This is a genomic window from Microbulbifer magnicolonia, from assembly GCF_035117725.1.
Classification (GTDB): Bacteria; Pseudomonadota; Gammaproteobacteria; order Pseudomonadales; family Cellvibrionaceae; genus Microbulbifer; species Microbulbifer magnicolonia.
The window spans coordinates 1,954,728-1,980,188 of sequence record NZ_JAYEFD010000001.1 but is presented as its reverse complement, the minus strand read 5'-3'; the positions used below and the strand labels follow the sequence as shown (position 1 = coordinate 1,980,188).

General features: G+C 62.0%; 26 protein-coding genes and 1 pseudogene. 13 read left to right on the top strand and 14 right to left on the bottom strand.

Going from position 1 to position 25,461, the window contains the following annotated elements:
• The first annotated feature begins 73 nt into the window (after positions 1 to 73).
• On the top strand, positions 74 to 1,534 hold the full coding sequence (locus tag RRF64_RS08665) for an aspartate kinase (protein WP_323845437.1): 1,461 nt from the start codon (positions 74 to 76) through the stop codon (positions 1,532 to 1,534).
• A gap of 175 nt (positions 1,535 to 1,709) precedes the next feature.
• Positions 1,710 to 3,128 carry a sodium/proline symporter gene (locus RRF64_RS08660; RefSeq protein ID WP_323845436.1) on the top strand — a complete coding sequence of 473 codons (1,419 nt, stop codon included), beginning with the start codon at positions 1,710 to 1,712 and terminating at the stop codon, positions 3,126 to 3,128.
• 151 nt (positions 3,129 to 3,279) lie between these two features.
• On the opposite strand, the gene RRF64_RS08655 is transcribed toward RRF64_RS08660, so the two are convergent.
• The 3 genes from RRF64_RS08655 to RRF64_RS08645 form a co-directional block, all read right to left on the bottom strand.
• Complete coding sequence (locus RRF64_RS08655; protein WP_323845435.1) at positions 3,280 to 3,846, bottom strand: YceI family protein; 567 nt, start codon at positions 3,844 to 3,846, stop codon at positions 3,280 to 3,282.
• Between the two features lie 13 nt (positions 3,847 to 3,859).
• The gene (locus RRF64_RS08650) at positions 3,860 to 4,483 is read right to left on the bottom strand and encodes a cytochrome b (protein WP_323845434.1); all 624 of its coding nucleotides are present in this window, start codon (positions 4,481 to 4,483) and stop codon (positions 3,860 to 3,862) included.
• Positions 4,484 to 4,668: 185 nt separating this feature from the next.
• A complete protein-coding gene (locus RRF64_RS08645; protein ID WP_323845433.1) occupies positions 4,669 to 5,334 on the bottom strand; it encodes a hypothetical protein in 666 nt (221 codons plus the stop codon).
• 149 nt (positions 5,335 to 5,483) lie between these two features.
• Here RRF64_RS08645 and RRF64_RS08640 point away from each other — a divergent pair, with 149 nt between their 5' ends.
• Positions 5,484 to 7,001 carry a dipeptidase gene (locus RRF64_RS08640; RefSeq protein ID WP_323845432.1) on the top strand — a complete coding sequence of 506 codons (1,518 nt, stop codon included), beginning with the start codon at positions 5,484 to 5,486 and terminating at the stop codon, positions 6,999 to 7,001.
• Between the two features lie 384 nt (positions 7,002 to 7,385).
• Here the strand turns inward: RRF64_RS08640 and corA are convergent, their stop codons facing one another.
• Positions 7,386 to 8,339: a magnesium/cobalt transporter CorA gene (gene corA, locus RRF64_RS08635; protein ID WP_323845431.1), complete on the bottom strand. Its 954-nt coding sequence runs from the start codon at positions 8,337 to 8,339 to the stop codon at positions 7,386 to 7,388.
• 130 nt (positions 8,340 to 8,469) lie between these two features.
• Positions 8,470 to 8,907 carry a host attachment protein gene (locus tag RRF64_RS08630; protein ID WP_323845430.1) on the bottom strand — a complete coding sequence of 146 codons (438 nt, stop codon included), beginning with the start codon at positions 8,905 to 8,907 and terminating at the stop codon, positions 8,470 to 8,472.
• A 291-nt stretch (positions 8,908 to 9,198) separates the two neighbouring features.
• On the opposite strand from RRF64_RS08630, the gene RRF64_RS08625 reads away from it, so the two are divergent.
• Both RRF64_RS08625 and RRF64_RS08620 read left to right on the top strand, forming a co-directional pair.
• Complete coding sequence (locus RRF64_RS08625) at positions 9,199 to 9,633, top strand: Hsp20/alpha crystallin family protein (RefSeq protein WP_323845429.1); 435 nt, start codon at positions 9,199 to 9,201, stop codon at positions 9,631 to 9,633.
• A gap of 72 nt (positions 9,634 to 9,705) precedes the next feature.
• A complete protein-coding gene (locus tag RRF64_RS08620) occupies positions 9,706 to 10,125 on the top strand; it encodes a CBS domain-containing protein (protein ID WP_323845428.1) in 420 nt (139 codons plus the stop codon).
• 54 nt (positions 10,126 to 10,179) lie between these two features.
• On the opposite strand, the gene RRF64_RS08615 is transcribed toward RRF64_RS08620, so the two are convergent.
• Positions 10,180 to 11,709, bottom strand: a complete 1,530-nt coding sequence (locus RRF64_RS08615) for a phospholipase D-like domain-containing protein (protein ID WP_323845427.1) — start codon at positions 11,707 to 11,709, stop codon at positions 10,180 to 10,182.
• Between the two features lie 305 nt (positions 11,710 to 12,014).
• On the opposite strand from RRF64_RS08615, the gene RRF64_RS08610 reads away from it, so the two are divergent.
• Positions 12,015 to 12,419 (top strand): GFA family protein, encoded by a 405-nt coding sequence (locus RRF64_RS08610; RefSeq protein ID WP_323845426.1) that lies wholly within the window; start codon positions 12,015 to 12,017, stop codon positions 12,417 to 12,419.
• 51 nt (positions 12,420 to 12,470) lie between these two features.
• Here the strand turns inward: RRF64_RS08610 and RRF64_RS08605 are convergent, their stop codons facing one another.
• On the bottom strand, positions 12,471 to 13,307 hold the full coding sequence (locus tag RRF64_RS08605; RefSeq protein ID WP_323845425.1) for a 23S rRNA (adenine(2030)-N(6))-methyltransferase RlmJ: 837 nt from the start codon (positions 13,305 to 13,307) through the stop codon (positions 12,471 to 12,473).
• 285 nt (positions 13,308 to 13,592) lie between these two features.
• Here RRF64_RS08605 and RRF64_RS08600 point away from each other — a divergent pair, with 285 nt between their 5' ends.
• Positions 13,593 to 14,162, top strand: coding sequence for a PhnA domain-containing protein (locus RRF64_RS08600; protein WP_323845424.1), 570 nt, complete (start codon positions 13,593 to 13,595; stop codon positions 14,160 to 14,162).
• A 16-nt stretch (positions 14,163 to 14,178) separates the two neighbouring features.
• Here the strand turns inward: RRF64_RS08600 and RRF64_RS18800 are convergent, their stop codons facing one another.
• Complete coding sequence (locus RRF64_RS18800; RefSeq protein ID WP_422732614.1) at positions 14,179 to 14,625, bottom strand: hypothetical protein; 447 nt, start codon at positions 14,623 to 14,625, stop codon at positions 14,179 to 14,181.
• Here RRF64_RS18800 and RRF64_RS18795 point away from each other — a divergent pair.
• The 5 genes and pseudogenes from RRF64_RS18795 to fghA all read left to right on the top strand — a co-directional run.
• Positions 14,620 to 14,871 (top strand): annotated as a pseudogene (locus RRF64_RS18795) (tyrosine-protein phosphatase); the annotation flags it as partial. The gene RRF64_RS18800 and the pseudogene RRF64_RS18795 sit on opposite strands and share 6 nt — an antisense overlap.
• Positions 14,872 to 15,027: 156 nt before the next feature.
• Positions 15,028 to 15,411 (top strand): SMU1112c/YaeR family gloxylase I-like metalloprotein, encoded by a 384-nt coding sequence (gloA2, locus tag RRF64_RS08590; protein ID WP_323845422.1) that lies wholly within the window; start codon positions 15,028 to 15,030, stop codon positions 15,409 to 15,411.
• A 391-nt stretch (positions 15,412 to 15,802) separates the two neighbouring features.
• Positions 15,803 to 16,816: an AraC family transcriptional regulator gene (locus RRF64_RS08585; protein WP_323845421.1), complete on the top strand. Its 1,014-nt coding sequence runs from the start codon at positions 15,803 to 15,805 to the stop codon at positions 16,814 to 16,816.
• A gap of 101 nt (positions 16,817 to 16,917) precedes the next feature.
• A complete protein-coding gene (locus RRF64_RS08580) occupies positions 16,918 to 18,060 on the top strand; it encodes an S-(hydroxymethyl)glutathione dehydrogenase/class III alcohol dehydrogenase (RefSeq protein ID WP_323845419.1) in 1,143 nt (380 codons plus the stop codon).
• A gap of 19 nt (positions 18,061 to 18,079) precedes the next feature.
• Positions 18,080 to 18,928, top strand: coding sequence for an S-formylglutathione hydrolase (fghA, locus tag RRF64_RS08575; protein WP_323845418.1), 849 nt, complete (start codon positions 18,080 to 18,082; stop codon positions 18,926 to 18,928).
• 304 nt (positions 18,929 to 19,232) lie between these two features.
• Here fghA and RRF64_RS08570 read toward each other — a convergent pair whose 3' ends face one another.
• The 6 genes from RRF64_RS08570 to RRF64_RS08545 all read right to left on the bottom strand — a co-directional run bounded on the left by RRF64_RS08570 (position 19,233) and on the right by RRF64_RS08545 (position 23,026).
• A complete protein-coding gene (locus tag RRF64_RS08570; protein ID WP_323845417.1) occupies positions 19,233 to 19,646 on the bottom strand; it encodes a peptidase associated/transthyretin-like domain-containing protein in 414 nt (137 codons plus the stop codon).
• 18 nt (positions 19,647 to 19,664) lie between these two features.
• Positions 19,665 to 20,102, bottom strand: a complete 438-nt coding sequence (locus tag RRF64_RS08565; protein WP_323845416.1) for a hypothetical protein — start codon at positions 20,100 to 20,102, stop codon at positions 19,665 to 19,667.
• Between the two features lie 109 nt (positions 20,103 to 20,211).
• Positions 20,212 to 20,832 (bottom strand): hypothetical protein, encoded by a 621-nt coding sequence (locus tag RRF64_RS08560; RefSeq protein WP_323845415.1) that lies wholly within the window; start codon positions 20,830 to 20,832, stop codon positions 20,212 to 20,214.
• A gap of 25 nt (positions 20,833 to 20,857) precedes the next feature.
• Positions 20,858 to 21,517, bottom strand: coding sequence for a DsbA family oxidoreductase (locus RRF64_RS08555; RefSeq protein WP_323845414.1), 660 nt, complete (start codon positions 21,515 to 21,517; stop codon positions 20,858 to 20,860).
• A gap of 61 nt (positions 21,518 to 21,578) precedes the next feature.
• Positions 21,579 to 22,328, bottom strand: coding sequence for a sulfite exporter TauE/SafE family protein (locus tag RRF64_RS08550; RefSeq protein WP_323845413.1), 750 nt, complete (start codon positions 22,326 to 22,328; stop codon positions 21,579 to 21,581).
• Positions 22,329 to 22,330: 2 nt separating this feature from the next.
• Positions 22,331 to 23,026: a pirin family protein gene (locus tag RRF64_RS08545; RefSeq protein ID WP_323845412.1), complete on the bottom strand. Its 696-nt coding sequence runs from the start codon at positions 23,024 to 23,026 to the stop codon at positions 22,331 to 22,333.
• A gap of 214 nt (positions 23,027 to 23,240) precedes the next feature.
• Between RRF64_RS08545 and RRF64_RS08540 the strand changes: the two genes are divergently transcribed.
• Entirely contained in the window at positions 23,241 to 25,448 is a 2,208-nt protein-coding gene (locus RRF64_RS08540; protein ID WP_323845411.1) for a S9 family peptidase, read from the top strand.
• Positions 25,449 to 25,461: the final 13 nt, after the last annotated feature.

Sequence of the window (25,461 nt, the reverse complement as noted above, 5' to 3'; positions counted from 1 at the left end):
ATAGATGTTGTGTTGTCGGGCCGGCGCGGAGGCGCCGACCACCCACAAAAGCTCATACATCTACAGGAAGACCATGAAACTACACACGGTGGAAAAAATCGGTGGCACGTCCATGAGTGACTATGCCGCGGTTCGCGACAACATCATTCTGAAAAACGGTGGGACCGTCAAAGGCGGGACTGCCAAGGCGGGCGTTTACCAGCGCATCTTCGTCGTCTCCGCCTATGGCGGCATCACCGATTTGCTGCTGGAGCACAAGAAGTCCGGGCGCCCGGGTGTTTTTGCCCTGTTTGCCGGCACCGACGAGGAGCAGAGCTGGAGTGAGGCGGTTGACGGCCTGCGCCAGCGCATGGAGGAGATCAACGCGAACCTGTTCGCGGATCCGGATCTGCTGGCGCGCGCCAACGCCTTTATCGGCGAGCGCCTGCAAGACACCGAACGCTGCCTCAGCGATCTCGAGCGGCTGTGTCAGCATGGCCATTTCGAACTGGAAGGCCACCTCAACACCGTCAGCGAGATGCTCGCCAGCCTCGGCGAGGCGCACAGTGCCTGGAACACGGTACAGCTGTTGCGCCAGGAGGGGATCAGTGCGCACTTTGTCGACTTGACCGGCTGGCGCGACGGCGAACACCTGGACCTCGACGATCGCATCCGCCGCGCCTTCGCCGATATCGATCTCAGCCAGGAGCTGCCGATCGTGACCGGCTATGCGCACACGCGCGAGGGTCTGATGCAAACCTTTGCGCGCGGCTACAGTGAAATGACGTTCAGCCGTATCGCGGTCATTACCGAGGCCCGCGAAGCGATCATTCACAAGGAGTACCACCTGAGCAGTGCCGACCCGCGCCTCGTCGGCGAAATGCAGGCGGTGCCCATCGGTCGCACCAATTACGACGTGGCCGACCAGCTGGCCAATCTGGGCATGGAGGCGATTCACCCGCGCGCCGCCAAGGGACTGCGCCAGCAGGAAATCCCGCTGCGGGTGATGAACACCTTTGAGCCGGAGCACTCGGGCACGCTGGTCACCGGCGACTATATCAGCGAGACGCCCTGTGTGGAGATTATCGCGGGGCGCAAGAACATCTACGCGGTGGAGTGTTTCGATCAGGACATGATGGGCATCATGACCAGCTACGATCGCACCATCAACGACATCATCGCGCGCTTCAAAGGCAGTGTCGTCACCAAGGACATCAATGCCAACACGATTACGCATTTCCTGGCCAGCAACCTGAAAACCGTGAAGCGCATTCGCAGCACCATCAGCGAACAGTATCCGGATTGCGATATCCAGGTGCGCAAGGTCGCGGTGGTCTCCGCCATCGGCAGTGACATGAAGGTGCCGGGCATGCTGTCCCGCGCGGTGGCGGCGCTGGCCCAGTCAGGCATCAGTGTGCTGGCGGTGCACCAGTCCATGCGCCAGGTGGATATGCAGTTTGTCGTCAACGAAAGCGATTACGAGAGGGCGGTCAAGAGCCTGCACCACGCGCTGGTCGAGGTCTATGAACACGGTGAGGCGATCTGCGCGGCGTGATAACGGGGCCCGGGACCGTAGGGGCCTCAAAAAAATAGCCCCCTTCCCCCGCTTGCGGGGGAGGGGGTTCCTGTCGGCGCCCCCTCTCCCTAACCCTCTCCCCAAGGGGAGAGGGGATGGAGCGTACCTTTTCCCGGATCCCGTCCCGCATCCCGAAAAATAATAAGGAAATTCCATGCTCGCCAGCTTCCTCTTCTTCCTCGCCATCTTTGCCGCCATCGGTATCAGTTCATTTCTCAAGAGCCGCGGCACCAAAAAGGATTACTACCTCGCCAGCCAGGACGTGCCGCCATTCCTCGTCGGACTCTCCGCCGTGGCCACCAACAACAGCGGCTATATGTTTATCGGCGTGATCGGCTACACCTACGCCACCGGGCTGGCCTCCATCTGGCTGATGGTGGGCTGGATTCTCGGCGACTTCCTCGGCTCCCTGTGGGTGCACAAGTCCCTGTGCCGGGCGACAAAGGAAACCGGCGAATCCAGTTACGCCGGTGTGATCGGTCACTGGAGCGGAGCGCGCTTCGCGGCCTGGCAGCGCCTGGCCGGGGTCCTGTCGCTGCTGTTCCTGCTGGCCTATGCCAGCGCACAGCTGGTGGCCGGCAGCAAGGCGCTCTATGTGCTGCTAGATCTGCCGATCTGGAGCGGCGCGGTGATCGGCGGGCTGATCGTGGCGGCCTACTGCCTGGCCGGCGGTATCCGCGCTTCCATCTGGACGGATGCGGCGCAGTCGCTGGTGATGATCGTCGCCATGGGGACACTGTTGCTGGTGGCCACAAACGCCGTGGGTGGCATAGGCGCGGCGATCGAATCCATGGGGAAAGTGGATGGTTTCCTCAGCTGGTATCCCCGGGACCTGCTGCTGCCGGGCGCCGCCGGCGGTGCGCTCTTTGCACTGAGCTGGCTGTTTGCCGGCCTGTCGGTGATCGGCCAGCCCCATGTGATGGTGCGCTTTATGGCGCTGCGGTCTGCGGATCGCATGGTACAGGCGCGGATCTGGTATTACCTGTGGTTCACCGCCTTCTATGTCATGGCTACCGGTGTGGGCATGCTGGCGCGCATTCTGCTGAGCGATCCGGGCAGTTTCGATGCGGAGCTGGCGCTGCCGATGATGGCCACCGAGCTGCTGCCGCCGGTGCTGGTCGGCCTGATTCTGGCCGGCGTATTCGCGGCCACCATGTCCACCGCGGATTCACTGGTACTGAGCTGCTCCGCCGCGCTGACCCACGATATTCTGCCGCAGCGCATCGAGAAGACCTGGATGCTGAAAGTGGCCACGCTGGTGATCACCGCGGCCGCGGTGGGCTGGGCGCTGCTGAACAAGCAGAGTGTGTTCAGCCTCGTGGTGTTGTCCTGGTCGTCGCTGGCTTCGGCCTTCGCGCCATTGCTGATCGTGCTGGCGCTGGGCGGGCGCCCGTCACAGAAGGTTTGCATCGCGATGAGCCTGCTCGGCCTGGCGACGGCGCTGCTGTGGCGCTGGCTCGGCTGGCACGGGCACATCTATGAGGGGATGCCGGGGATTCTTGCCGGCCTCGCTGTCTTCGGTTTGATGAAGTGGCTGGTGCGGGAGCCGCTGCCGAGCAGTGCCAACGCGTGAGTCTATTTATGGATCGATCGCGGCCATGGGCGGATGGCCGCCCCGCCGCTCCTACAGCGAGCCAATTCACTGTTTGCAGGAGCGGCCCATGGCCGCGAACGAAGTAAGAAAAAGCCCGGCATATGCCGGGCTTTTTCGTTGAGAGCGGAGATCAGATCTTGACGCCCTCGATGTCCAGGATCATCTCGATTTTCTGCGACGCCGGGCCCAGGTTGTAGTCGATGCCGAAATCCTTCAGCTCGAACTCGGTGGTGCCGCTGAAGCCCTGGCGGTAGCCGCCCCAGGGATCCTTGCCGCCGCCGATGTTGGTCACGTCGATGGTGATCGGCTTGGTGACGCCGCGCAGGGTCAGCTCGCCGCTCAGTTTGGCCTTGCCGTCGCCCAGCGGCTCAAAACCGGTGCTCTTGAAACTGGCGCTGGGAAATTTAGCCGTGTCGAGGAAATCCGGGCTGCGCAGGTGCTTGTCGCGCTCCGCGTGGTTGCTGTTCAGGCTGGTCACATCGATGTTGACGTTGACGGTGGATTTCTCCGGCGCCTTGTCATCGTAGAAAAAGGACCCGTCGAAGTCATCGAAGCGGCCGTAGAGCCAGCTGTAGCCCAGGTGCTTGATGCGGAACTGAATAAAGGCGTGGGCGCCCTTGGTGTCTATCTTGTACTCTGCGGCCTGGGCGGTAGCGCCCAGCAGAGCGGCGAACAAAAATACGGCCAGTTGTTTCATCTTGGTTATCCCTCTATTTGGTAGTGGTCGCGGTTACGGATGAGAGCGTTGCTCGGGTTTGTGAATGGTTGTCGGATGACGCGGCTTTGGTGCGAAGGCCCAGCATCCTGCGCAGGGTGGCATCGCGGTCGAAAAAATGGTGCTTGAGCGCCGCCAGTGCGTGCAGGGCGACCAGTGCCATCAGGGTCCAGGCCAGAATTTCATGAATTTCACCGGCGATATCTTCCTGATTGGCAAACCCCTGAATCGTCGCGGGCACACTGAACCAGCCGAAGACATCGATGGGGCGGCCATCGGCGGTGGAGATCAGGTAGCCCGAGCACATGATGGCCAGCAGCAGCAAATAGATAACGCCGTGGGCCGCGCGCGCCGCCAGCGCCTGCCAGCGCGGCGTATTGGCCGCGGCTGCCGGGCTGGGATTTGCCAGTTTCCACAGCAGCCGGAACAGCAGCAGGCCGAGCAACAGGATGCCGATGCCCTTGTGCAGCTCCGGGCCCTGGCGGTACCAGGGATCGTAGTAGGACAGCTGGCGCATCCACCAGCCGAGGGCGAACATGCCGATAATGGCCGGCGCCATAAACCAGTGCAGAACGATGGCGACCCAGCCGTACTGCTTATCGCTGTTTCTGGCGGACATCCGCTTATCTCCATGCTCTGAAAACAGAATTTCGGGGCAGCGCTGGACTGCCCGCTTTACGACAGGCTACCAATTATAAAAATTCCGATATACGGGAAAAGCGCAAAAAGCTGAAGAAACCTATCGAAAAAATTGACGGAGTTAACAGGAAATTCGCCCCGAGGCAGGGCGATTAGTGGCCAACTTTAATGCGGGGTACCGCGCACACCCTCGCGCTCGGCGGCTGCCAGAACGCGTTCGAGCGCGGCGCGGTCGATGGAGCCGGGGCGCTGGGCCAGTTGCTCGGCCAGCCAGGCGGTAGAGTGGTGGTTGCCGTCCAGGGCCAGCTGTTCCAGCTGCCAGATCACATTGAGCAGCAGCTGTGGTTCCAGTTCGCTGTCCGTTTCCTGGGTGGAGAAGAGCTGCGGTTCCAGCTGCTCCAGGTCGCTGCGCTTCAGTACCAGTTCCGCCAGGTTCGGGTACCAGCGGCTGCTGAAGGGTTCCGGTCGCTGGCGGTAGTCGAAGGTGATGCGCAGGCGGTTGCCCTCGGCGTCTTCCAGCAGGGGGGTGTCCTGTTCGTAGGCGGGCAGCGCGGGGCGATGGCGCAGAATACCGGCGATGGCACTCCAGTCACTGTGGTTCTCCGCGCAGAGGCGCAGCGGTTCGGTGAGCTCGCCGGTGCCCGGGCGGTCGAGGTAGGTCAGCTTCTGGCCCGGTCGGTACCAGTAGAGATCGAGCAGGTGCTGTTCGGCCAGGTCGGCCAGGTCGGCACTGGTCAGGGGCTCCTCGGCCACGGCGCTCAGGTGATTGACCGCCTGCTGCACACTCAGCCACTGTCTGCGGTGGAAGGGTTTGGCGATAGTGGTTCCCATGCAGTGCCCCCGGCGCCAATCGACCGGTGTTCCGTTGTTGTCGTTGAGACTTCAAGCTTAGCAGTTGCGGCATTCATTCACCGCGAAGCGGGCCCGCGGGCGCAATGGCGGGTACAATGGCGCCTTTTGCACAGTCTGGGGGCTCGCCTGTGAAACTGAAATCTGTACTCTCGTCCCTATTTCTGCCGCTCGTGGTTCTGTCGCCGTCGATCCACGCCGCGGTGTCGCCGGCGGCGCAGAGCACTGCGGACTACGCGGTGGAAAAATACGAAGCGGCGATGACCGATACCCTGGCGGCGCTGGTGCGGTTCGAGACGGTCGCCCGTGACGATGTACCGCTGGAGAAGAACGCGGAGTTCACCGGTTTCAAGCAGGCACTGCGCGACAAGGCGGGGGAACTGGGGTTGGAGTACCAGGACTTCGGTCATGTGGTGATCATCGCCCTGGGCGAGGGGCAGGAAAAGCTCGGCATAGTGACTCACGGAGACGTGCAGCCGGCCAATCCGGCCAAATGGCGCAAGAGTCCCTTCACGCTGGACCGGGTGAGCGAACCGGGCAAGCTGATCGCGCGCGGCAGCGAGGACGACAAGGGCCCCATCGCCACCGCGCTCTATGCGATGAAGGCGATCAAGGACCAGGGCGTGCCGATGAAGCGACGCATCGAGCTGCTGGTCTACCTCGCCGAGGAGTCCGACTGGGAACCGCTGAAAGCCTTCCTGAAAGATTATCCGATACCCGCCTACAACATCACCATCGACGCCAGCTACCCGGTGGTGACCGCGGAAAAAGGCTGGAGTGAAGTGCGGGTGACCGCCGCCGGAAATGAGCAAGCGATCGAGAACACTGCCGGGCCTTACCTGAGCGACTTCTACGGTGGCTACTTCCGCAGCCAGGTGCCCGACGAGGCCCACGCGACCCTGGTCAACGCCACCCCGGAACTGGTGCAGGCCATACGCGCGCGGGCCGCTGGTCACGAGTCGGTGAAATTCGAATTTGTCGAGCGCGACGGCGAGCTCGAGATCACCGCGCGCGGCGTGGCCACGCACAGCTCCGAGCCGGAACACGGTGTCAATGCGATCGCCTATCTCGCCGACGCGCTGCAGGTGCACGACTGGCCGGCCAATGCGGCCGGCAGCACCGTGCGCTACCTGAACGAGCTGGTGGGCACCGGCATACTGGCGGAGCAGTTCGGCGAAATCGCCTACAGCGACGACTTTATGGGGCCGATGACCGCTGCCGTCACCATGGTCAAGGCGGAGGACGGCGGGCTGACCAGCTACCTGAACCTGCGCCGCCCGACCGGCAAGAGCGCCGGCCAGCTGGATGGCGAGATTCGCAGCGCCCTGGCGGATTGGCAGAAGCGCAACGGCATCGAACTCGCCAATATCGAGGTGGAGCTGGGTGATCCCTACCGGGTGGACAATGCCCCGCACGTGGAGCCGCTGCTTGAAGTGTTCCGCCACTTTACCGGCATGAAAGATGCGGGCCCCATTGCCATCGGTGGTTCCACCAATGCCAAGCTGTTGCCGAACGCGGTCAGCTTCGGCCCGTCCATGCCCGGCGCCGCCTACACCGGCCACTCGGAGCACGAATTCATCACCGAGGAGCAGTTTCGCCTGAACCTGAAGATGTACACGGCGATGATGATCGAGATAGGTAACTTATAAGTCGCGCGGGCACCGCATCTTCTTTTTGTAGGAGCGGCCCATGGCCGCGATCGATCTTGCTATTTTCCGGGATGCGCCAGTAAGCGGGGGCAGTGGCGGTCCTGATACCGGGGGCTCTTTACGGGACACGCCGTAAATCCATCCCTGGAGGCTTGTCTGCGAGGTCCCTCTCGCAGACAGTCCCGCAAAGAGCCCCCGGCATCAGGACCTTCGCGTCTGATTGCGTGCCTCGCCAACTATGATCAAGCCAGTTGGTTAGTAAAGTGCAAGGCTCTGCTACCGGTGGCTATCCGGGAAATATTTACCGATTAGGTTTTTTCCCGGATAGCCACCGGTAGCGGAGCCGATCGAAGCCTCTTGCGAACCCGCCTATCCAGTCTTGCTCTACAACCATCCCTTCTTCTTGAAATACAGATAGGGCGCAATGCCGGACAGCACTATCAGCACCAGCGCAAAGGGATAGCCGAGCAGCCACTTGAGTTCCGGCATCACATCGAAGTTCATGCCGTAGATACTGGCCACGGTGGTCGGGGGCAGGAATACCACCGCGGCGATGGAAAACATCTTGATGATGTTGGTCTGCTGGATATTGATGAACCCCTGGGTGGAGTCCATCAGGAAGTTGATCTTGTTGAACAGGAAGCCGGTGTGCGCAGTCAGGGTGTCAATATCGCGGGTGATATCGCGGAAGCTCTCCTGCAATTCGTTGTCGATATGGATATGGCGCTGCAGGAACGTGATGGAGCGGCGGGTATCCATCAGGCACAGCAGCACTTTTCCGTTGCTGTCCTCCAGCTTGGCAAGCAGGTCGATGGCATCTTCCAGATCCGCGGCCACGTCCTCCAGCACCAGGTAGCTGGCCTCGCCCAGTTTCACGTGGATATCCTCCAGCGCGTCCGCCAGGTTTTCCACCTTCTGCTCGAACAGCTGGACCGTCAGTTCCTGGGCGCTGCGCGCCTCCACCTGCCGGCGGCGCGCGCGCATGCGCATCAGGCGGAAGTCCGCCAGATCGCTGTCGCGCACCGTGATCAGCCGCTGCGGCTGCAGGATAAAAGCCACCGTCGCCGTATCGTGGCGGCCCTCGCTCTGGGTCAGGAACAGGGAGTGAATATGGACCCCGGCGTCGTCGACGAAATAGCGCGCCGAGGCCTCGATCTCCTCGACGTCTTCCGATTCCGGCAGCTCGGTGCGCAGCAGCGTCTCCAGCAGCTCGCGCTCCTCCTCCTGCGGATCCTGCAGATCGATCCAGACCACTTCGGCGAGCTGCTGTTCACTGACGCCCGCGTCGCCGGGCTGCTCGACGATTTTGCCCCGTGTGATTTCAAAGAGTCTCAGCATTGCGGTATCCGTGCGGCCTAACTGCGGTCAATGAGATTGCCACATGGTTGCAATCTGTGGGGCGCAAATCAATCGTTCTTGGTTTCAAGTAATAACTGCAATTTCTGAAACTCCGACTATAACCTCCCTCTTATAACCATTCCGGCAGCTGCGCCCGGATCTCCTCCGCATCACAGTTCACCAGGTTCTTCCGCATTTCGCCGGCGATGGTGGCGCGCGTCGGCGCCTTCAGTGAGTCGCGCAGGCTGCCGACCATCTGCGGCTCGGCAACGATATAGAGCTTCTCGAAGCGCCCCTCTTTGCGGCCGCGTTCCAGCGCGTGCGCTATCTCGCGGGCAAACACCTGCCCGTTGCGACGATGCAGCTCGCTGGCGTTGCCCATGGCGTGACGCCCCAGGCCGCCGCTGTCGAAGGCGCGCCCGGGCGCATCGCTCTCCAGGTCGAGACCCTTCATGCGCGATTCCGGATGGATCAGGGTTTCGAATTCATGGAGTTTGCTGGCGCGTTTGGCGGCCTCGAACAGCCGCGCTTGAGATTGGTTGGCCACAAGGACCCATGCTAATGCCATGTTATGTATCCTCGCCGTTTCTCTCTACCTAATGCTAGTTGAAAACGGCGCCGGTGACGCGGGGCAATCGACATAAGGCGACGCGACTCTGCGCCTTTTCTTTATAAGGAATATTTAAAACCCCGCGCTTTCTTATGACGTCTCGGCCTAGGGTGAGGCCTAAAAGTACTACTCGGCGGCGGTTCGCACCCTAGAATTCACCCGCAAAGTACGGGCAGACGGCAGGTGCTTTCTCAGTTGAGCACAACTGCCGGACTACCCGAAATCAGAGCGACAGATGGAGGTTATATCATGAGCCTGATACCGAGAGGGTCCCTGCTGGACCTGGACAATATGTTCGAACAGATGATGTCTCCTGCGCGCACCGCCGGCGCCGGCGCCGGGCGCGAGGGCTTTTTCTCGCCGCGTATCGACGTCAGCGAAAACAAGGACAGCTACGAGATCAGTGCCGAGCTGCCGGGCGTGAACAGGGAGGATATCAATGTCACGCTGGAAAACGGCGTCCTGACCCTGGAGGCGGAAGTGCACCGCGAGGAAAAGCAGGAGAAGGAGGGCCGCGTGATTCGCCAGGAGCGCCGCTACGGCAAGTTTATGCGCAGTTTCAATCTCGGCGACGATGTCAGCGAAGAGGATATCGAGGCTAGCTACAAGGACGGGGTGCTAACATTAAAGGTGCCGAAACGCGAAGAGCGTCAACCGCAGAGAAAACGCATTGAAATTCACTAACCGTGTACCGGGATTTCGGTGGCCTGTCGTCACCATTACTGTACGCGGTCGGGAAAATCGTGGAGTCAGATTATGAGAGTCAAAGAAGCGATGCACGAGGGCTGTACCTGGTGTTCACCGGATACGCCCCTGTCGGAAGTGGCAAAGATACTGCGCGACGAGGATATCGGGGCTGTGCCCGTCGGTGAGAACGACAGGCTGATCGGCATGGTCACCGACCGCGATATCGCCTGTCGCGGTGTGGTCCAGGGCAAGGATACCTCTTCACTGACCGCACGCGATGTGATGACAGAGGGCATCGAGTGGTGCTCGGAAGACGATGATCTGAACGCCGTGATGCAGAAAATGGAGCAGCAGCAGTTGCGCCGTATGCCGGTGATGAACCGCGAGAAGCGCATGGTGGGAATACTGAGCCTGGGCGATATCGCGCACGCTGTGGTCCTCAAGCAGTGCGGCGAGTTCGCCTCGGCAGTATCCGCTCACCATCATTAAACCGGTTCTGGCGGCTGGTCCGATCGGCAGCGATTTGAGCGGGGCGATCCCGGCTCAGAGCAGGTGTTCGATCGGCAGCCAGCTGCTCAGGCGGGATCCCACCCGCTGCAAAAGGCTGGCATCGGGTTCGCGGTCGACACTGCGACCGTCCGCCCGGTGCCAGGTTATTCTGTTCCCACTGAGTTCGAGCCGGTAGGCATTGTTGCGCACATTGTCGGTGAAATTACCGGCTATTTCCGTCGCCAGTTGTGGCGAGTCTATGATCAGTCCGAGCTCTGTATTCAGCAGGATCGAGCGCGGATCCAGGTTGAAGGAGCCCACGTAGAGCCACTGTCCGTCGACCACAAAGGCCTTGGCGTGCAACAGCGATTTGGATTCGCCGCTCCAGTTGTCCAGCTTGTATTTCAGTGCGCTGGATAATTCGTAAAGCTGTATACCGGCTTCCAGCAGCGGCTGGCGGTATTTGCGGTAGGCGCCGTGCACCAGCACCACGTCGGTGGACGCCAGTGAATTGGTTAGTATCTGCACCTCGACGCCGCGGTTGGCGGCGGCGATCAGCTGTTGCAGGTATTCGTCCCCGGGCAGCAGGTAGGGCGAGATAACGATCAGCTGGCGCCGGGCGCCGGTGATTCGCCGCATCAGTTCACCACCGGCGAAGCGGCCATTGCTTTCACTCGGGTACGCCACCTTCTCAGGCGGATCGAACAGAGCGGCGGTTTTTCCCCAGTACCAGATACCGGCATCCCGGCTCAGCGTCTCTATTACCGGTGAGTCTTCCACACTGCGGCCGTAGTCACTTAACAGCAGTTGTGCGCCGTTGTGCTCCAGCTCATCCAGGAATCGCCGCTGTTCGGGCACGGGCCGGTGAGCGAAAACCGACTGCACCGGAAAGCTGTAGGGGCTGTTCCAGTAGAGGTCAAACTGCCGGGAGATATCCGGTACTACATCGCCGATGGCGATCAGTTCCAGATCGCCGAAGTGCACCTTCTTGTCGATACCGAAATACTTGTTACTGAGGTTGCGCCCGCCGATAAAGGTGACCCGGTTGTCCACGGTGAACGATTTGTTGTGCATGCGCCGCTGCAGGCGGCTGAAATCGGCGAAAAATTCCAGTGCGCGCGGACCATTGTGCGGGAAGGGGTTGAACAGGCGTATCTCTATATTTGCGTGCTGCTGCAGGGCCACCAGGGTCTCGCCGGCATCCCCGGTGGTGAAGTCATCCAACAGGAAGCGCACGCGCACACCGCGCTCGGCAGCCTGCAGCAGTTCCCGGGTCAGCAGCAGGCCCGTCTCGTCGCGGCGAAAGATAAAGTACTGGATGTCGATCGAGCTGCTGGCTGCGCGGATGGCCGCGAGGCGCACCGCCAGTGCATTGTGGGCCGAGGTAATCGGATAGACACCGCTCTGGCCCGGGTGTGCCGCGGTGAGCCGGCCGGTAACTTGCACCAGCGGCGCATCCGCCGGCGCTTCCAGATAGTGGCTCGATATTCTCGGGGGCGGATCGGGAAACCGCGGCTGGCCGGCGCAGGCGCACAGGCAGAGCTGAGACAGCAGTGACAGCAGCAGAAGCGGGTACTGGCGCAAGGCGGCTTCCATGCATGCGGGCCCGGGGCCGGCCGCAGCGCAATTAACGGGTTCAGAGTCGCAGTATAGAACGTCCTGCCCACTGCGATTGGCGCTTGTTCCCGCGGCTGACTGTGCTTCAAACGGCAGGTCGCCGAGAAATGAAAAATTTTTCCAATAAAGCGAATTTAAATAGAAAAAAATTGCAAGAAACTGTTTTTATACCGCAGCCCGGCCGGTATCATCTAGCGCCCATGCGAGGCGCGGCGGAGCTGAGACCGGCGCCCACCGGCTGGCGATACGATGTTGTTATACAGGAGAACTGAGTGCAAAAAACCTACGAGGGGAGCTGCCACTGCGGCGCCGTGCGCTTTGAGGCGGACCTGGACCTGAGCGCCGGGACCCGCAAGTGCAACTGCTCTTTCTGCAGTAAGTTGCGCTTCTGGGCCGCCCTGGTCCCCCCGCAGGATTTCCGCCTGCTGCAGGGCGAGGAGTTCCTCCGCGATTACCGCTTCGGATACAAGGTGCAGCACCATTTCTTCTGCAAGCGCTGCGGTGTCAGCCCCTTCGGGCGCGGCTTCGTGGAGGCGCGCGGCGGCGATTACATCGCGATCAATGTCGCGGCACTGGACGACCTGGAACCGCAGGCCTTGATTGAAGCGCCGGTCAGCTACCTGGACGGGCGCAACGACAACTGGCGATCCGCGCCGGCGGAGACCCGGCATCTATAGCTTGAGCTTGCGGGGCAGGAGCTGGTCGGGCGGGAGCTCGCCGGGCAGGATTCAGTCCAGGCCCTGAGCGGTCAGCAGGCTGGTCGCGGAAGTGTCCTGGGCCAGGACGTTTTGCAAGTAGGGCAGCGACAGTTGCAGCTGCTCGCGCAGCGGCCAGGGCGGATTGACGACGAAGACGCCGCTGCCGTACATACCGCCTGCGACGGGGTCTTTTACCCGCAGCTCCGCGTGCAGGTGGCGCGGAGACATCTGTTTCAGCTTCTTCACCATCGCCGCGACTTCGGGCCGCGCCAGCAGCGGATACCAGATCAGGTAAACCCCGGTGGCGAAACGCCTCAGCGCTGTCTCCAGTGAGCTGATCACACGCTGATAGTCCTGCTTCACCTCGTAGGGCGGGTCTATCACCACCAGCGCGCGCCGCTCGGCTGGCGGCAGTATTGCGGACAGTTGCTTGAAGCCATCCTCCCGGCACACCCGTACGCGCTTGTCCCCCGCGCCCCAGCGCTCCAGGCGGACGGCATCGTCCGGATGCAGTTCGAACAGCTGCAGCCGGTCCCGCGGTTTCAGCAGCGCGCGCGCGAACGCCGGCGAGCCCGGGTAGGTCTGCAGGCGTTCACCGTTGAACTCCCCGACCAGCTCCACATAGCGCTGCAGTGGCGCCGGCAGGTCCCTGCGCTGCCAGAGGCGGGCAATACCGGTCTCGAATTCGGCGTTCAGCTGCGCGAACTCACTGGTGAGCGAATAGCTGCCGGGGCCCGAGTGGGTGTCGATATAGCGCAGTGGCTTGTCGCCCTTCTGCAGCAGGTAATCCAGAATGAGCACTTCGGCCAGGTGTTTGAGAACGTCGGCGTGGTTGCCTGCGTGGAAGGCGTGGCGGTAACTGAGCATACAGAACTTACTTCCGGATGGGCTCTGGCAGGGCGCGCATTATTATCCCGGTTCGGCTTGCCGTCTAGAAATTGTTCAGTGTTTTTGGCCGGTCTGTTGCCGGTGCCCCGAGCCCGCCGGGCAGCGGCCGGGGATAGCCGCCCGACCTGTTCCAGGGCCCGCGGGCGGCTTGGGGCTGACAGCCGGCGGGCGTGCGCCCGCGCGGATCGTGCCAGACCGTCTAACCTGATTCGAAAGCATCGCCGAAGGCGTATAATCCGCGCCTTTTAACGGAGGAGAGCCCGGATGAGCAGTGAACAGGAACTGATGGCGCGCAGCGGCGGCCAGTGCGAACTCTGTGCCGCGAATAGTGGCCTGGCATCCTGGGACGTGCCGGCTTCGGAAGGTCGCGGGGATGTCGACATTCTGCTGTGCGAGACCTGTCGCAGCCAGCTGGATAATCCCGCGCAGCTCGACGGCGAGCACTGGCGCTGCCTCGCCGACAGTATGTGGAGCCAGGTCCCGGCCGTGCAGGTGACGGCCTGGCGTCTGCTCAAGCGCCTGTCGGGCGAGACCTGGGCGCAGGACCTGCTCGATATGCTCTACCTGGACGACGACCAGCTCGCCTGGGCCCAGGCCGGCGCCCTGCCGGCGGAGGGTGACATACTGGTGCACCGGGATTGTAACGGCGTCCAGCTGCAGGCCGGCGATACCGTCACCATCATCAAGGACCTGGATGTGAAGGGTACCAGCATCGTCGCCAAGCGCGGCACCGCGGTGCGCGGCATCAGCCTCACCGACAACCCCGAGCATATCGAGGGGCGGGTCGACGGACAGCGCATAGTCATCCTGACCAAGTTCGTCAAAAAATCCTGAGATCCCCTCTAAGAACCTACTGCGCGTGCGCCTGGCGGCGCCCGCTCGCCAGGATTTCTAGCGGTGCCCCCCATACGGGGTCGCTACGCTGGTGACCGGGCCGGGTCATCGGTTTGTCACGAAAAGTACATAGACTGGGACAATGAATCCGCTGCGCTACGACCATTACCGGGTCTTCCGGTTCAGCCGCCGCGAGCGCCCGGAGCTGAGCCGTCAATACTTCCGCGGTAAAAGGATCGGGCTGCTCAACGACAAACTCAGTCACACCCTCTAGCTGCTGCCGCTGGCCTCGCTGAAAGAAGCAGGCATCGATTTCGCGGCGGAGAAACTGATTTACTTCGACGACGCGGCCAGTCTGTACCGCGCATTCGTCCGCGGCGAAAGTGATCTGCAGGCCGCGGTCGGCGACCGGATTGACGCGGATCTGGGCGGTTACAAGACCACTGACGGTAGAGTAGTGCAATGGGGCAAGCTGTATCGCTCCGGCGTACTGGCCAACCTTACCGCAGACGATTACGAATACCTGCGCGATCGGCAGTTCAAAACCATCGTGGATTTCCGCTCTACGGAAGAGCGCACGAGGGAGCCCACCAACTGGCAGGCAGGCGATATCGAGCACCTGAGCTGGGATTACCACATGGGTAGCCGGGAGAAGGAGTTCGCCAGGGTTTTCGCCAATCCGAATTTCGGCAAGGAAGACATCACCCGCTTGATGGACAGCGGTTATGTTGGACTCGTCCCGCAGCAGGCGCCGCACTACCGGGCCAGTTCCCGGAGGGCGACTCGCCGATGCAAGGCGGCTCAGTTTCTTGCGGATTTCCCGGTTACAATCGCTATTTTGCCACCAACTGCTGCGGGAGTCGGAGTGTTAGAGGGAATCCACCACGCCGCGATAATCTGTTCCGATTACCGCGTATCCAAGCACTTCTACGCCGGTATTCTCGGGCTGGAGATCATTGCGGAAAACTACCGGCAGGCGCGCGATTCCTACAAGCTGGATCTGCGCCTGCCCGACGGCAGCCAGATCGAGCTTTTCTCATTTCCCGATCGACCGCCGCGGCCAAGCTACCCTGAGGCACTGGGGCTCCGCCACCTCGCTTTTCGGGTCGGCAACGTGGAACAGTCGGTGGCGCAGCTCGCGTCTGCCGGTGTCGAGGTGGAGCCGATTCGGGTGGACGAATATACCGGCAAGAAGTTTACCTTCTTCACTGACCCCGACGGCCTGCCACTGGAACTGTATGAGATATGAGTGCTCACTCTGCAGATGGCTTGACCCCCGGCAGGCCGCCCGCTAAGAACGCAGTGTCAGTATGGCTCCGCAATACATTGCCGGTTTGATGGCAGCAATTGGGAGCTGCGACCGGAATTCGACTGGGCGCAGTACTTTCCGGAAATCCCTGCGGGCTATTGGCGGGATGTGTCTTATGGGCCGGCTCGTCGCCGCAGATCAGGGGCGCTCCACGGCGCTGTTGCAGCTCAGCGATGGGCCGTAAGGTCCCGCCGTCGACGGTCCTGTCGCATGCGGTGCCAATTCGGCTATAGTCCGAGTATGATCTGCGCACTGCTGCCCCTGCAGTATTAAAAATCCGACCGCTGGATACGCGGTCGCGTCCGGTCTGCCTGTTTTCCAAGATCATCGAATGAAACCTATTTACGAGATCCGTAGCGGTGCCCTGGCCGGGTTCAGCCTGTTGGTGCCGCAGCTCGGCGGGGATTCATCGGCACTGCTTGTCCGGGTCGGCCTGCCGCCGGACTGTACGCGCCGCCCGGATATTTTGATCCCGATCGCAACCCTGACGGCGCTGCTGAACCTCTGTGCCGAAGAGCTGGAGTGCAGCGATTTCGGTCTGCGTCTGGCAAATATGCAGGGGGTGCGCATGTTGGGGGCGCTGGGCAAACTGTTGCTGCACGATGGCAATCTGGCCGGGGCGCTGGCGGCAACGCACCGCTATATGGTGCTGCACAATCAGGCCGATCACTGGCGCGTGCAGGTGAGCGGGGACGAACTGAGCGCGCTGCGCATCGATCACTTTGACGAACCGCTGGCCGCAGGCCAGTACCGCGAGCTGGCGATGGGGGCCGGCTACCGGCTGATTCAGGATCTGGCCGGCGCGGATATTCGCCCGCGGCGGGTCACCTTCCGCCAGGGACCGCTGTCCACGCCGCAGCGCTACCGGGACTTCTTCAACTGCGAGGTGCTGTTCGACCAGGAGCGCGACTGCCTAGTGTTTGACGCCGACATACTGGATAGGCCGCTGCGCAGTCCCGGGGCGAGGCTCAACCACTATTTCGAGGAATTTACCCAGCAGTTGCTCAGCGAATATGAAGGCGATATCGCGCAGCAGGTGCGGACGCTGATCCTGCAGACGCTCGGCGCGCAGCAGCACGGGCTGGCGCAGATTGCCGAGTTGATTGATATGCCATCGCGCACACTGCAGCGGCGCCTGCGCGAGGCCGGTACTTCGTTCAAACAACTGCTGCAGGACGCGCGGATGGAAACCGCGCGCTGGCACCTGCGCGCATCGAGTATCGATATCAACCTGCTTTCCGCCAGCCTCGGCTACACGGATATCAGTGCCTTCTCCAAGGCGTTTCGCGCCGTGCACGGGAGCTCGCCGCTGCAGTGGCGCAAGCTGCAGCGCGAGCAGGCGTAGCGGGACAGCGGCCGGGGGCGCCAGAGTCTTTGCATCCGTGGTGAGCGCCGGGCTATGCTGAGCAGCAATACCAAGATCATTCTCCAACAGGGAAAGTAACAATGAATGCAGAAACCATCCGCTGTAAAGCCGCGGTAGCCTGGAAGGCCGGCGAACCGCTCTCCATCGAGGAAGTCGAGGTGGCTCCGCCCAAGGCGGGCGAGGTGCGGGTCAGGCTGGTCGCCAGCGGCGTCTGCCACACGGACGCCTTTACATTGTCCGGCGAGGATCCGGAGGGCGTATTCCCGGCGATCCTCGGTCACGAGGGCGGCGGTATCGTCGAGTCGGTGGGTGAGGGCGTGACCAGCGTCAAGGTGGGCGACCATGTGATCCCGCTGTATACGCCCGAGTGCGGCGAGTGCAAGTTCTGCCTGTCCGGCAAGACCAACCTGTGCCAGAAGATACGCGCGACCCAGGGCCAGGGGCTGATGCCGGACGGCACCACGCGTTTTTCCATCGACGGCAAGCCCATCTACCACTACATGGGCACCTCCACCTTCTCCGAATATACGGTGTTGCCGGAAATTTCCCTGGCCAAGGTCAATCCCGCGGCGCCGCTCGAGGAGGTCTGCCTGTTGGGCTGTGGCGTCACCACCGGCATGGGCGCGGTGATGAACACCGCCAAGGTGGAACCGGGGGCGACAGTGGCCATCTTCGGCCTCGGCGGCATCGGCCTGTCGGCGGTCATCGGCGCGCGCATGGCCGGCGCCGGGCGCGTCATCTGTATCGATATCAACGAGTCGAAATTCGAGCTGGCAGAGAAGCTCGGCGCCACGGACTGCATCAACCCGAACAACTACGACAAGCCGATCCAGGAAGTTATCGTCGAGCTGACCGATGGCGGGGTGGATTATTCCTTCGAGTGCATCGGCAACGTCAAGGTGATGCGCGCGGCGCTGGAGTGCTGCCACAAGGGCTGGGGTGAGTCGGTGATTATCGGCGTGGCCGGGGCCGGCCAGGAGATCTGCACCAGGCCCTTCCAGCTGGTGACCGGACGCGTCTGGCGCGGTACCGCATTCGGCGGCGTCAAGGGGCGTTCGGAACTGCCGGATTATGTCGAGCGCTACCTGGCGGGGGAATTCCATCTGGATGACTTTATTACCCACACCATGCCACTGGAAAAGATCAACGACGCCTTTGACCTGATGCATCAGGGCAAGAGCATTCGCAGTGTCATTCATTACGGTAATCCCCCCGAAAAATAACCGGGGCAGAAGCAGCGACATGTCTTTAGAACTCGTCAGTAGCACCAAGTCCTTCGATGGGCTGCAGCAGCAGTATCGCCACCGCTCAGAGGTGCTGAACTGTGCGATGCGCTTTGCCGTCTACCTGCCACCGCAGGCGGAGGAGGCGCGGGAGCACAGGTTCCCGGTGCTCTACTGGCTCTCGGGCCTCACCTGCACCGATGAGAATTTCAGCCAAAAGGCCGGCGCCCAGCGGGTGGCGGCGGAACTGGGTATCGTGCTGGTCATTCCGGATACCAGTCCGCGCGGTGACGACGTCGCCGACGACCCGGAATACGACCTGGGGCAGGGCGCCGGTTTTTATCTGAACGCGACCCAGGAACCCTGGAAACAGCACTACCGGATGTACGATTACGTCGTGCAGGAGCTGCCGGATCTGATCGAGCGGAATTTCCCCGTCAATGAGCGGCGCGCCCTTTCCGGCCACTCCATGGGTGGCCACGGTGCCCTGGTGATCGGCCTGCGCAATCCCGAGCGCTACGCGTCCATCTCGGCCTTCAGCCCCATCTGCAACCCGATCGCCTGCCCCTGGGGCGAGAAGGCGTTCAGTGCCTATCTGGGTGCGGACAGGTCCAGCTGGGAGGAATACGATGCGACGGTATTGCTCGGCCGCGCCACCCGGCATTTGCCGATACTGGTTTCCCAGGGCGAGGAGGATCAGTTTCTGGAGCAGCAGCTGAAGCCCCACGCTCTGGAGACTGCCGCGGAGGCCAGCGGTTACCCGCTGAAGATCGAACATCACGCGGGCTACGATCACAGCTATTACTTTATCGCCAGCTTTATCGAGCAGCATCTGCGCTTTCATGCGGATTATTTGCTGAAGCACTGACGCTATGGCTTAAAAGCAATTTATCCCTTGTAGGAGCGGCGGATGGCCGCCCCACCGCTCCTACGAGGGGGGAATTTAGCGGATCCTCAGGATGAGCACAGGCGCGCGGTGACATACCCATCACATGCCGATCGGCCATTGCCCGGCGTTCCTGTTCAGCCGGCAACGCCGACCGTCAGCGTCGCCACATAGCCGTTTTCGACATCGCCGCTCACCTCCGCCAGCTGATAGGCTACGCCGTCCCTGAAGATGCCGTCGGCGGTGTTGCTCATCACCGAAGTATTCTGTCCGCGCCCGGCTGTGATTAGCCGGAATAGACACCGTCCCTGTCGCAGTGCCAGACATAAACGGACGCGCTGGTGATGGGCGCGCAGTCGCTGTTGACGTTCACCAGCTGTATTGCCAGCTTCAGCGGCACACCGGTCTTGCCCTCGGTGATATCGGAGCGCACCATGGCCGTGTTGCTCAGCACCGCAGTCAACGGGTAGGGGCCCTCGGTCTCCTGCGGTATCAGGGTACAGACATCCACGCTGCCGCCAGAGGAACCGCCGGAAGAACCGGAGCCGCCGGAGGAACTGCCGCTGTCCGTGGAAAAGTCGCTGCCGCTGCCAGAGGAGCCGCTGCTGCAGCCGGTGATTACCGCTGCGCCGGTCAGGCTGCCCAGCAGCGCCAGTGTGCGGCGGCGGTTCGGATCACTAAGGGCGTTGTCTTCGCTCATCAGTGTTCCTCCCTGTTGTCAGCCGGACGCCGTGCGGCACTCGCCGCGGATTTCTGCAGAACCGCGGTCGAAGGTTTTCTCGATCACGAACCACCCGTTGGTGCAGTAACCGGTTTCCGCCAGCACCTCCTCCAGGCGCGCCATCGCGGCCTTCTCCGAGTTGCCGCGCATCTTGCCCGCCATGCCACCGCCCGGGCCACTGCCCATGCCGCCGCCCGGGCCACTACCGTCGGGCCCACCGCCCATGTCGCCACCGGGACCGCCACCCATGTCACCGGGCCGGCCGCCCCGTTGATCCGTGCTCAGTGTGGCCTTGTAGGTAAAGAAGCGGTTGCCCTGCTCGGAGATATCGGTGATCAGGGATTCGGAAAACACCGGTGGTATTCTCGGCGTCGAGCTGCAGCCAGCGGTGATGGCAGCCAGGGTGGCTGCGGCCAGCGGGAGATGGCATTTCATTATGCGGGTCTCATCCGTTTGTCGATTCGCAGATGAGGCCACGACTGCGGCGGGGCGTTGGGTTAAGTTCGGTAAACGATTGTTAATGACGCCCGCCGGTGGGGCAGGGCTATTCGTGTCCCCAGGGCGGCGGGGGCAGTTCGGTGGCCTCGGTGAGATCGAACTCCACGCGGAATTTGCGTCCGCCCGGGCGCGTCAGTTCGTAGGCGAAGATGTTCCCGGGGTGTATTTCCATCGCCCAGGTATTTTCGACCGAGGCCTTCAGCCCCTCCCGTTGGAACAGGGCTACGGATTCCCTGTCCACCGGGAATTCCTGGCGTGTGGCGCTGCCGCTGTCGACGGTGTCTCCGCCGTATATGGTGACCTTGTCCTCACTGCCATCCTCGTGGCGGTGATCGTGTTTCAGCCGCAGGCCGCTGTCGGTGCGGGACAGGATCCAGGTGCGCGAGCGGTCGTCGCCGACGTGGAACGGGATGCGCAGTTCGCGGCTCGGCTGCTCGCAGCCGCGCACATGCATGACCAGGTTTTTGTCCGCGAACGGGTCCGCGTCTGCCGGCGGCTCGTTGGCGACCACCCGCCCGCTGAAGGCTTTACCGCAGTACTCGGCGACATTGGCGAGAAATACATCCGCCGGAGCTGCGGTTTCGGCCGGCCTGTCACAGCCGCCCAATGTTGCCCCAGCGGCGCAAATGCCGACGCAAATAGCGGCGAAAGCTGTGTGCCTGGCCATGGAATTCTTCTCTTTGGCGATGTTGTTATTCGGGGTTGGTCTCGTCGAGCAGCTGTTGCAGCTGTTGTTCGAAGGTACTCACTTCCTGGGCGCCGCTGATCGCATACTCGCGATTGAAAATAAACAGCGGTACGCCGCTGACGCCCTGGCTGGTGATCAGCTTTTCCAGTTCGCGCACAGCGCCGGCGTAGGTCTGGTTCTTCAGCACTTCCCGCGCCTCCTGCCCGTCCAGGCCGATGGCCGCGGCGGCGTCCGCCAGCACCTCGATATTGCCGACATTCTTGCGCTCGCGAAAGAAATCGTTGAACAGGCGCTGGCTCAGTTCGGTTTCGCGATCATAGGCTTTGGACCACTGCAGCAGCTGATGCGCGTTGAAGGTGTTGTACATGCGCATGTCATCACTGTAATTGAAGGTAAAGCCGACGTCCGCGCCCAGGTCCGTCAGCCGCTGGCGCGCCTCGATACTCTGCTGCGGCGTGGTGCCGTACTTATTGGCCAGGTGCTCGCGCAGGTTTTCCCCCTCTGTCGGCATCTGCGGATTCAGTTCGAATGGCAGCCAGTGGATTTCCGGCAGCAGGCGGTCTGCGTAATTTTGCAGGGCCCGGCGCAGGCGCAGATAGCCGATTACACACCAGGGGCAGACGATATCGGAGACGATTTCGATTTGCAGCGGAAGTTTGGCCATGAGACTCGCGCTTGCGTGGGCTATTCTGATCAGTTTAGCCCCGCTGCGAGTCCCTGAACACTCAGGCTCGCACAATTAGCGCCTGGGTTATCAGCAGCAGCCCCGAGGCCAGCAGCAGCGCGCGGCAGCACAGGGCGAACTGGGACTCGGAAATTTTCCCCTGTATGCGCCGGCCGAGCCAGGTGCCGAAGATGGCGATGGGTAGCAGTAGCAGCGACAGCGCAAACAACCCGGGCGTCCAGCGTCCGCTCATCAGGTAGGGGATGAGTTTGACCGCATTCATGATGCCGAAGAATATGCCGGCGCTCGCCAGCCAGGTCAGCTTGGGCAGGCGCCGCGCCAGCAGGTAGATATTGATCGGCGGCCCGCCGGCGTGGATCAGGGTGCTGGTCAGCCCGCTGATTCCGCCCCACAGCCACGCTGCGCCGCGCATGCCCCCGAGCCGCGGCGCCAGGTGGTGCCAGAGTGCGAACAGGACGGACAGGCCGCCGAGCAGTATTTTCAGCGCCTCCACCGGCATCCTGCCGAGCAGCAGGCCGCCGGCGGCGATCCCGGCCAGGGCGGCCGGCACGATTTTCCTGAGTTCGGCAACGCTGGTGTGCTGGCGATAGTACTGGATGGTCTTGATATCCATCGCCAGCAGCAGCGGCAGCATCAGGAACACCGCCAGCGGCACCGGCGTCACCAGCGCCAGCAGCGGCACCGCGACGACGCCGGCGCCACCGGCAAATCCGGATTTGGAAATGCCGGTCAGGGTCACGCCGACGAGCGCCAGCAGCCAGAAGAGCGGGGAGGCGAGCAGCGAATCCACGACTATTCGCGCGGCAGGTCGAACCAGAGTGCTTCCAGTCCCTTGGCGCCGGCGACCAGGGTCTGCTCGCGGGTCCTGGTCATGCCCGCGCCGTCGCCGGCGGCGAGCCGGGTCTTGTCGGCGTCCGCCGAGCCCTCGATGACATGCAGGTAGCCGGCGCGGCTGCCACTGCGCAGCGTAAAGCGCTCCCCGGGCTGCAGGTGCAGCCGGTAGAGGCTCGCATCCTGGTGCAGGCGCAGGGAACCATCGCGGCCGTCCGGGGTGACCAGCGGTGTCAGCTGGCCGCGCTGTTCGATCCGCGCCTGTTCATAGCTGGGGGCAATGCCCATCACGTCCGGCTCTATCCAGATCTGCAGGAAGCGCAGCGGTTGCGTGCGCGACGCATTGAACTCCGAGTGCTGGATGCCGGAGCCGGCGCTCATGCGCTGCACCTCGCCGGCCGGGACCACGAAGTGGTTACCGGCACTGTCGCGGTGCTCGATCGCGCCTTCCAATACGTAGGAGATGATCTCCATATCCCGATGGCCGTGGGCGCCGAAGCCGGTACCGCCCTTGACGGTATCGTCGTTGATCACCCGCAGCACCGAGACACCCATGTGTCGCGGGTCGTAGTAGCTGCCGAAGGAAAAGGTGTGGCGGCTGTCGAGCCAGCCGAAGTTTGCGCGCCCGCGGGCGTCGGCCTTTCTGATGTAGTCCATGATCGTGACCCTCCTGTAAAAGAAGTCATGGGCGGCATCATAGGTGCGGGACCCGCACAGATAAATCGCATAATTTGCGATGTTTTTATCAACTGATTCGAACGGTGGGCCGGGAACCCGGGTTGCGGGCCAGATCTGCCAAACCGTTGTAGAATCCGGACCGGCGGCGAGAGTTGCTCTAGAGAAGTTGTAAATTAGAAAAAAGAGATGTTGTATGAAGCGAGAATTGCTTTTTCTGCTCGGCTGCACATTTGCCGGCATTTGTTCTGCTGAACAGCTGACTATCGAGAGAATATTCTCCGATCCCGCCCTGAGTGGCACCTCGCCGCGCGCGCTGGAGTACTCTCCGGATGGCAGCCGCGTGACCTTCCTGAAAGGCCGCGAGGAGGACTACGACCGCTACGACCTGTGGGAGTACAACATCGCCGCCGGCAAAAGCCGGATACTGGTGAACTCCGATTCCCTGCACAAGGGTGAGGAGGTGCTGTCGGATGAGGAGAAGGCGCGGCGCGAGCGCCAGCGTATTTATGGCAGCGGCATCATGGAGTACACCTGGTCCGACGACGGCAAGTCCCTGCTGTTCCCGCTCGCCGGCGACGTCTACTACTACGACCTGGGCAAGAAGTCCGCGCGGCGCCTGACCGAGACAGAGGCGTTTGAAACCGATGTTCGCGTATCGCCGGCCGGCCGCTATGTGTCGTTTATCCGCGACCAGAATATTTTTGTCGTCGACCTGCAGACCGGCACGGAGCACCAGCTCACCCGCGACGGCAAGGGCCCGATCAAGAACGGCATGGCCGAGTTCGTCGCCCAGGAGGAGATGGACCGCATGACCGGCTACTGGTGGTCGCCGGACGATCGTCATATCGCCTATCTGCAGGTGGACGAGTCACCGGTGGATGAAGTCACCCGCAGCGAAATCTATGCGGATCGCATCGAGATGATCCAGCAGCGCTATCCCGCCGCCGGCCGCCCGAACGTGCAGATCAAACTGGGGGTGATGGATGTAGAGACGGGCAACACCCGCTGGGTCGACCTGGGCAAAGACCAGGATATCTATATCCCGCGCGTGGCATGGGCGCGGGACAATCTGCTCACCTATCAATGGCAGAATCGCAATCAGCAGAAATTGGAACTACGCCTGTTCAACCTGGACAATGGCAAGAGCGGCAAACTGCTGACGGAAACCAGCGATACCTGGGTCAACCTGCACGACGACCTGCGCTTCCTGAAAGACAGCGACCGCTTTATCTGGTCGTCCGAGCGCGACGGCTTCAAGCACCTGTATCTCTATGGCCTCGACGGCAAGCGGCTGAAACAACTGACCAAAGGCGACTGGGCCGTAGATGCACTGGCTTCCGTAAACGAAAAGGATGGCGTGGTCTATTTCACCGGCCGCAAGGACACCCCACTGGAGAGCCACCTGTATGCGGTCGAGCTGGACGGCGCGAATTCGGTGCGGAAGATTTCCAGGCGCACCGGCACGCATGAAATCGAATTCGCCAAAGACGGCTCCGGCTATATCGACAAGTTTTCCAATATCACCACGCCGTCCCAGGTGAGCCTGCACAAGGCCAGCGGCGAACAGGTCACCTGGCTCGAGGAAAACGCGGTGGTCGAGGGGCACCCGCTGTATCCGTACAAGAAAGACTGGATAGCGCCGGAATTCGGCTCCATCGACGCGCCGCAGGGGCACAGGCTCTACTACCGCATGTACAAACCGGCGGGCTTCGACAAAAACAAGCGCTACCCGGTCATGGTGTTCCTGTACGGTGGCCCGCACGCGCAGCTGGTGACCAACAGCTGGGACCGGGAATTCAACCAGTACATGGCGCAGCAGGGCTATATCGTCTTCACCCTGGACAACCGCGGCTCCGCCCATCGCGGCACCGAGTTTGAGAATCCCATTTACAAAAATATGGGCAAGCCGGAAGTCGAGGACCAGGTCACCGGTGTGAAATTCCTGCGTTCTCTGCCCTATGTGGACGGCGACAATATCGGTGTCTACGGCCACAGCTACGGCGGCTATATGGCACTGATGAGCATGTTCAAGGCCGGCGACTTTTTCAAAGCGGGGGTTTCCGGCGCGCCGGTAACCGACTGGTCCCTGTACGACACCCACTACACCGAGCGCTATATGGGCAACCCGACTCGCGATGGCAAGGCCTATGAGGCCTCCTCGGTATTCCCCTACGTGGGTGGTCTCAAGGGCCCGCTGCTCGTCTACCACGGCATGGCGGACGACAACGTGCTGTTCACCAATACCACCAGACTGATCAAGGAGATGCAGGACAAGGGGCTGCAGTTCGAGCTGATGACCTACCCGGGCAAGAAGCACAGCCTGCGCGGCAAGCAGACCCGCATCCATCAGTACAACATGATCAAGGATTTCTTCGACCGCCATCTGAAGGAGAGCGAATAGTCCCCACGCACAG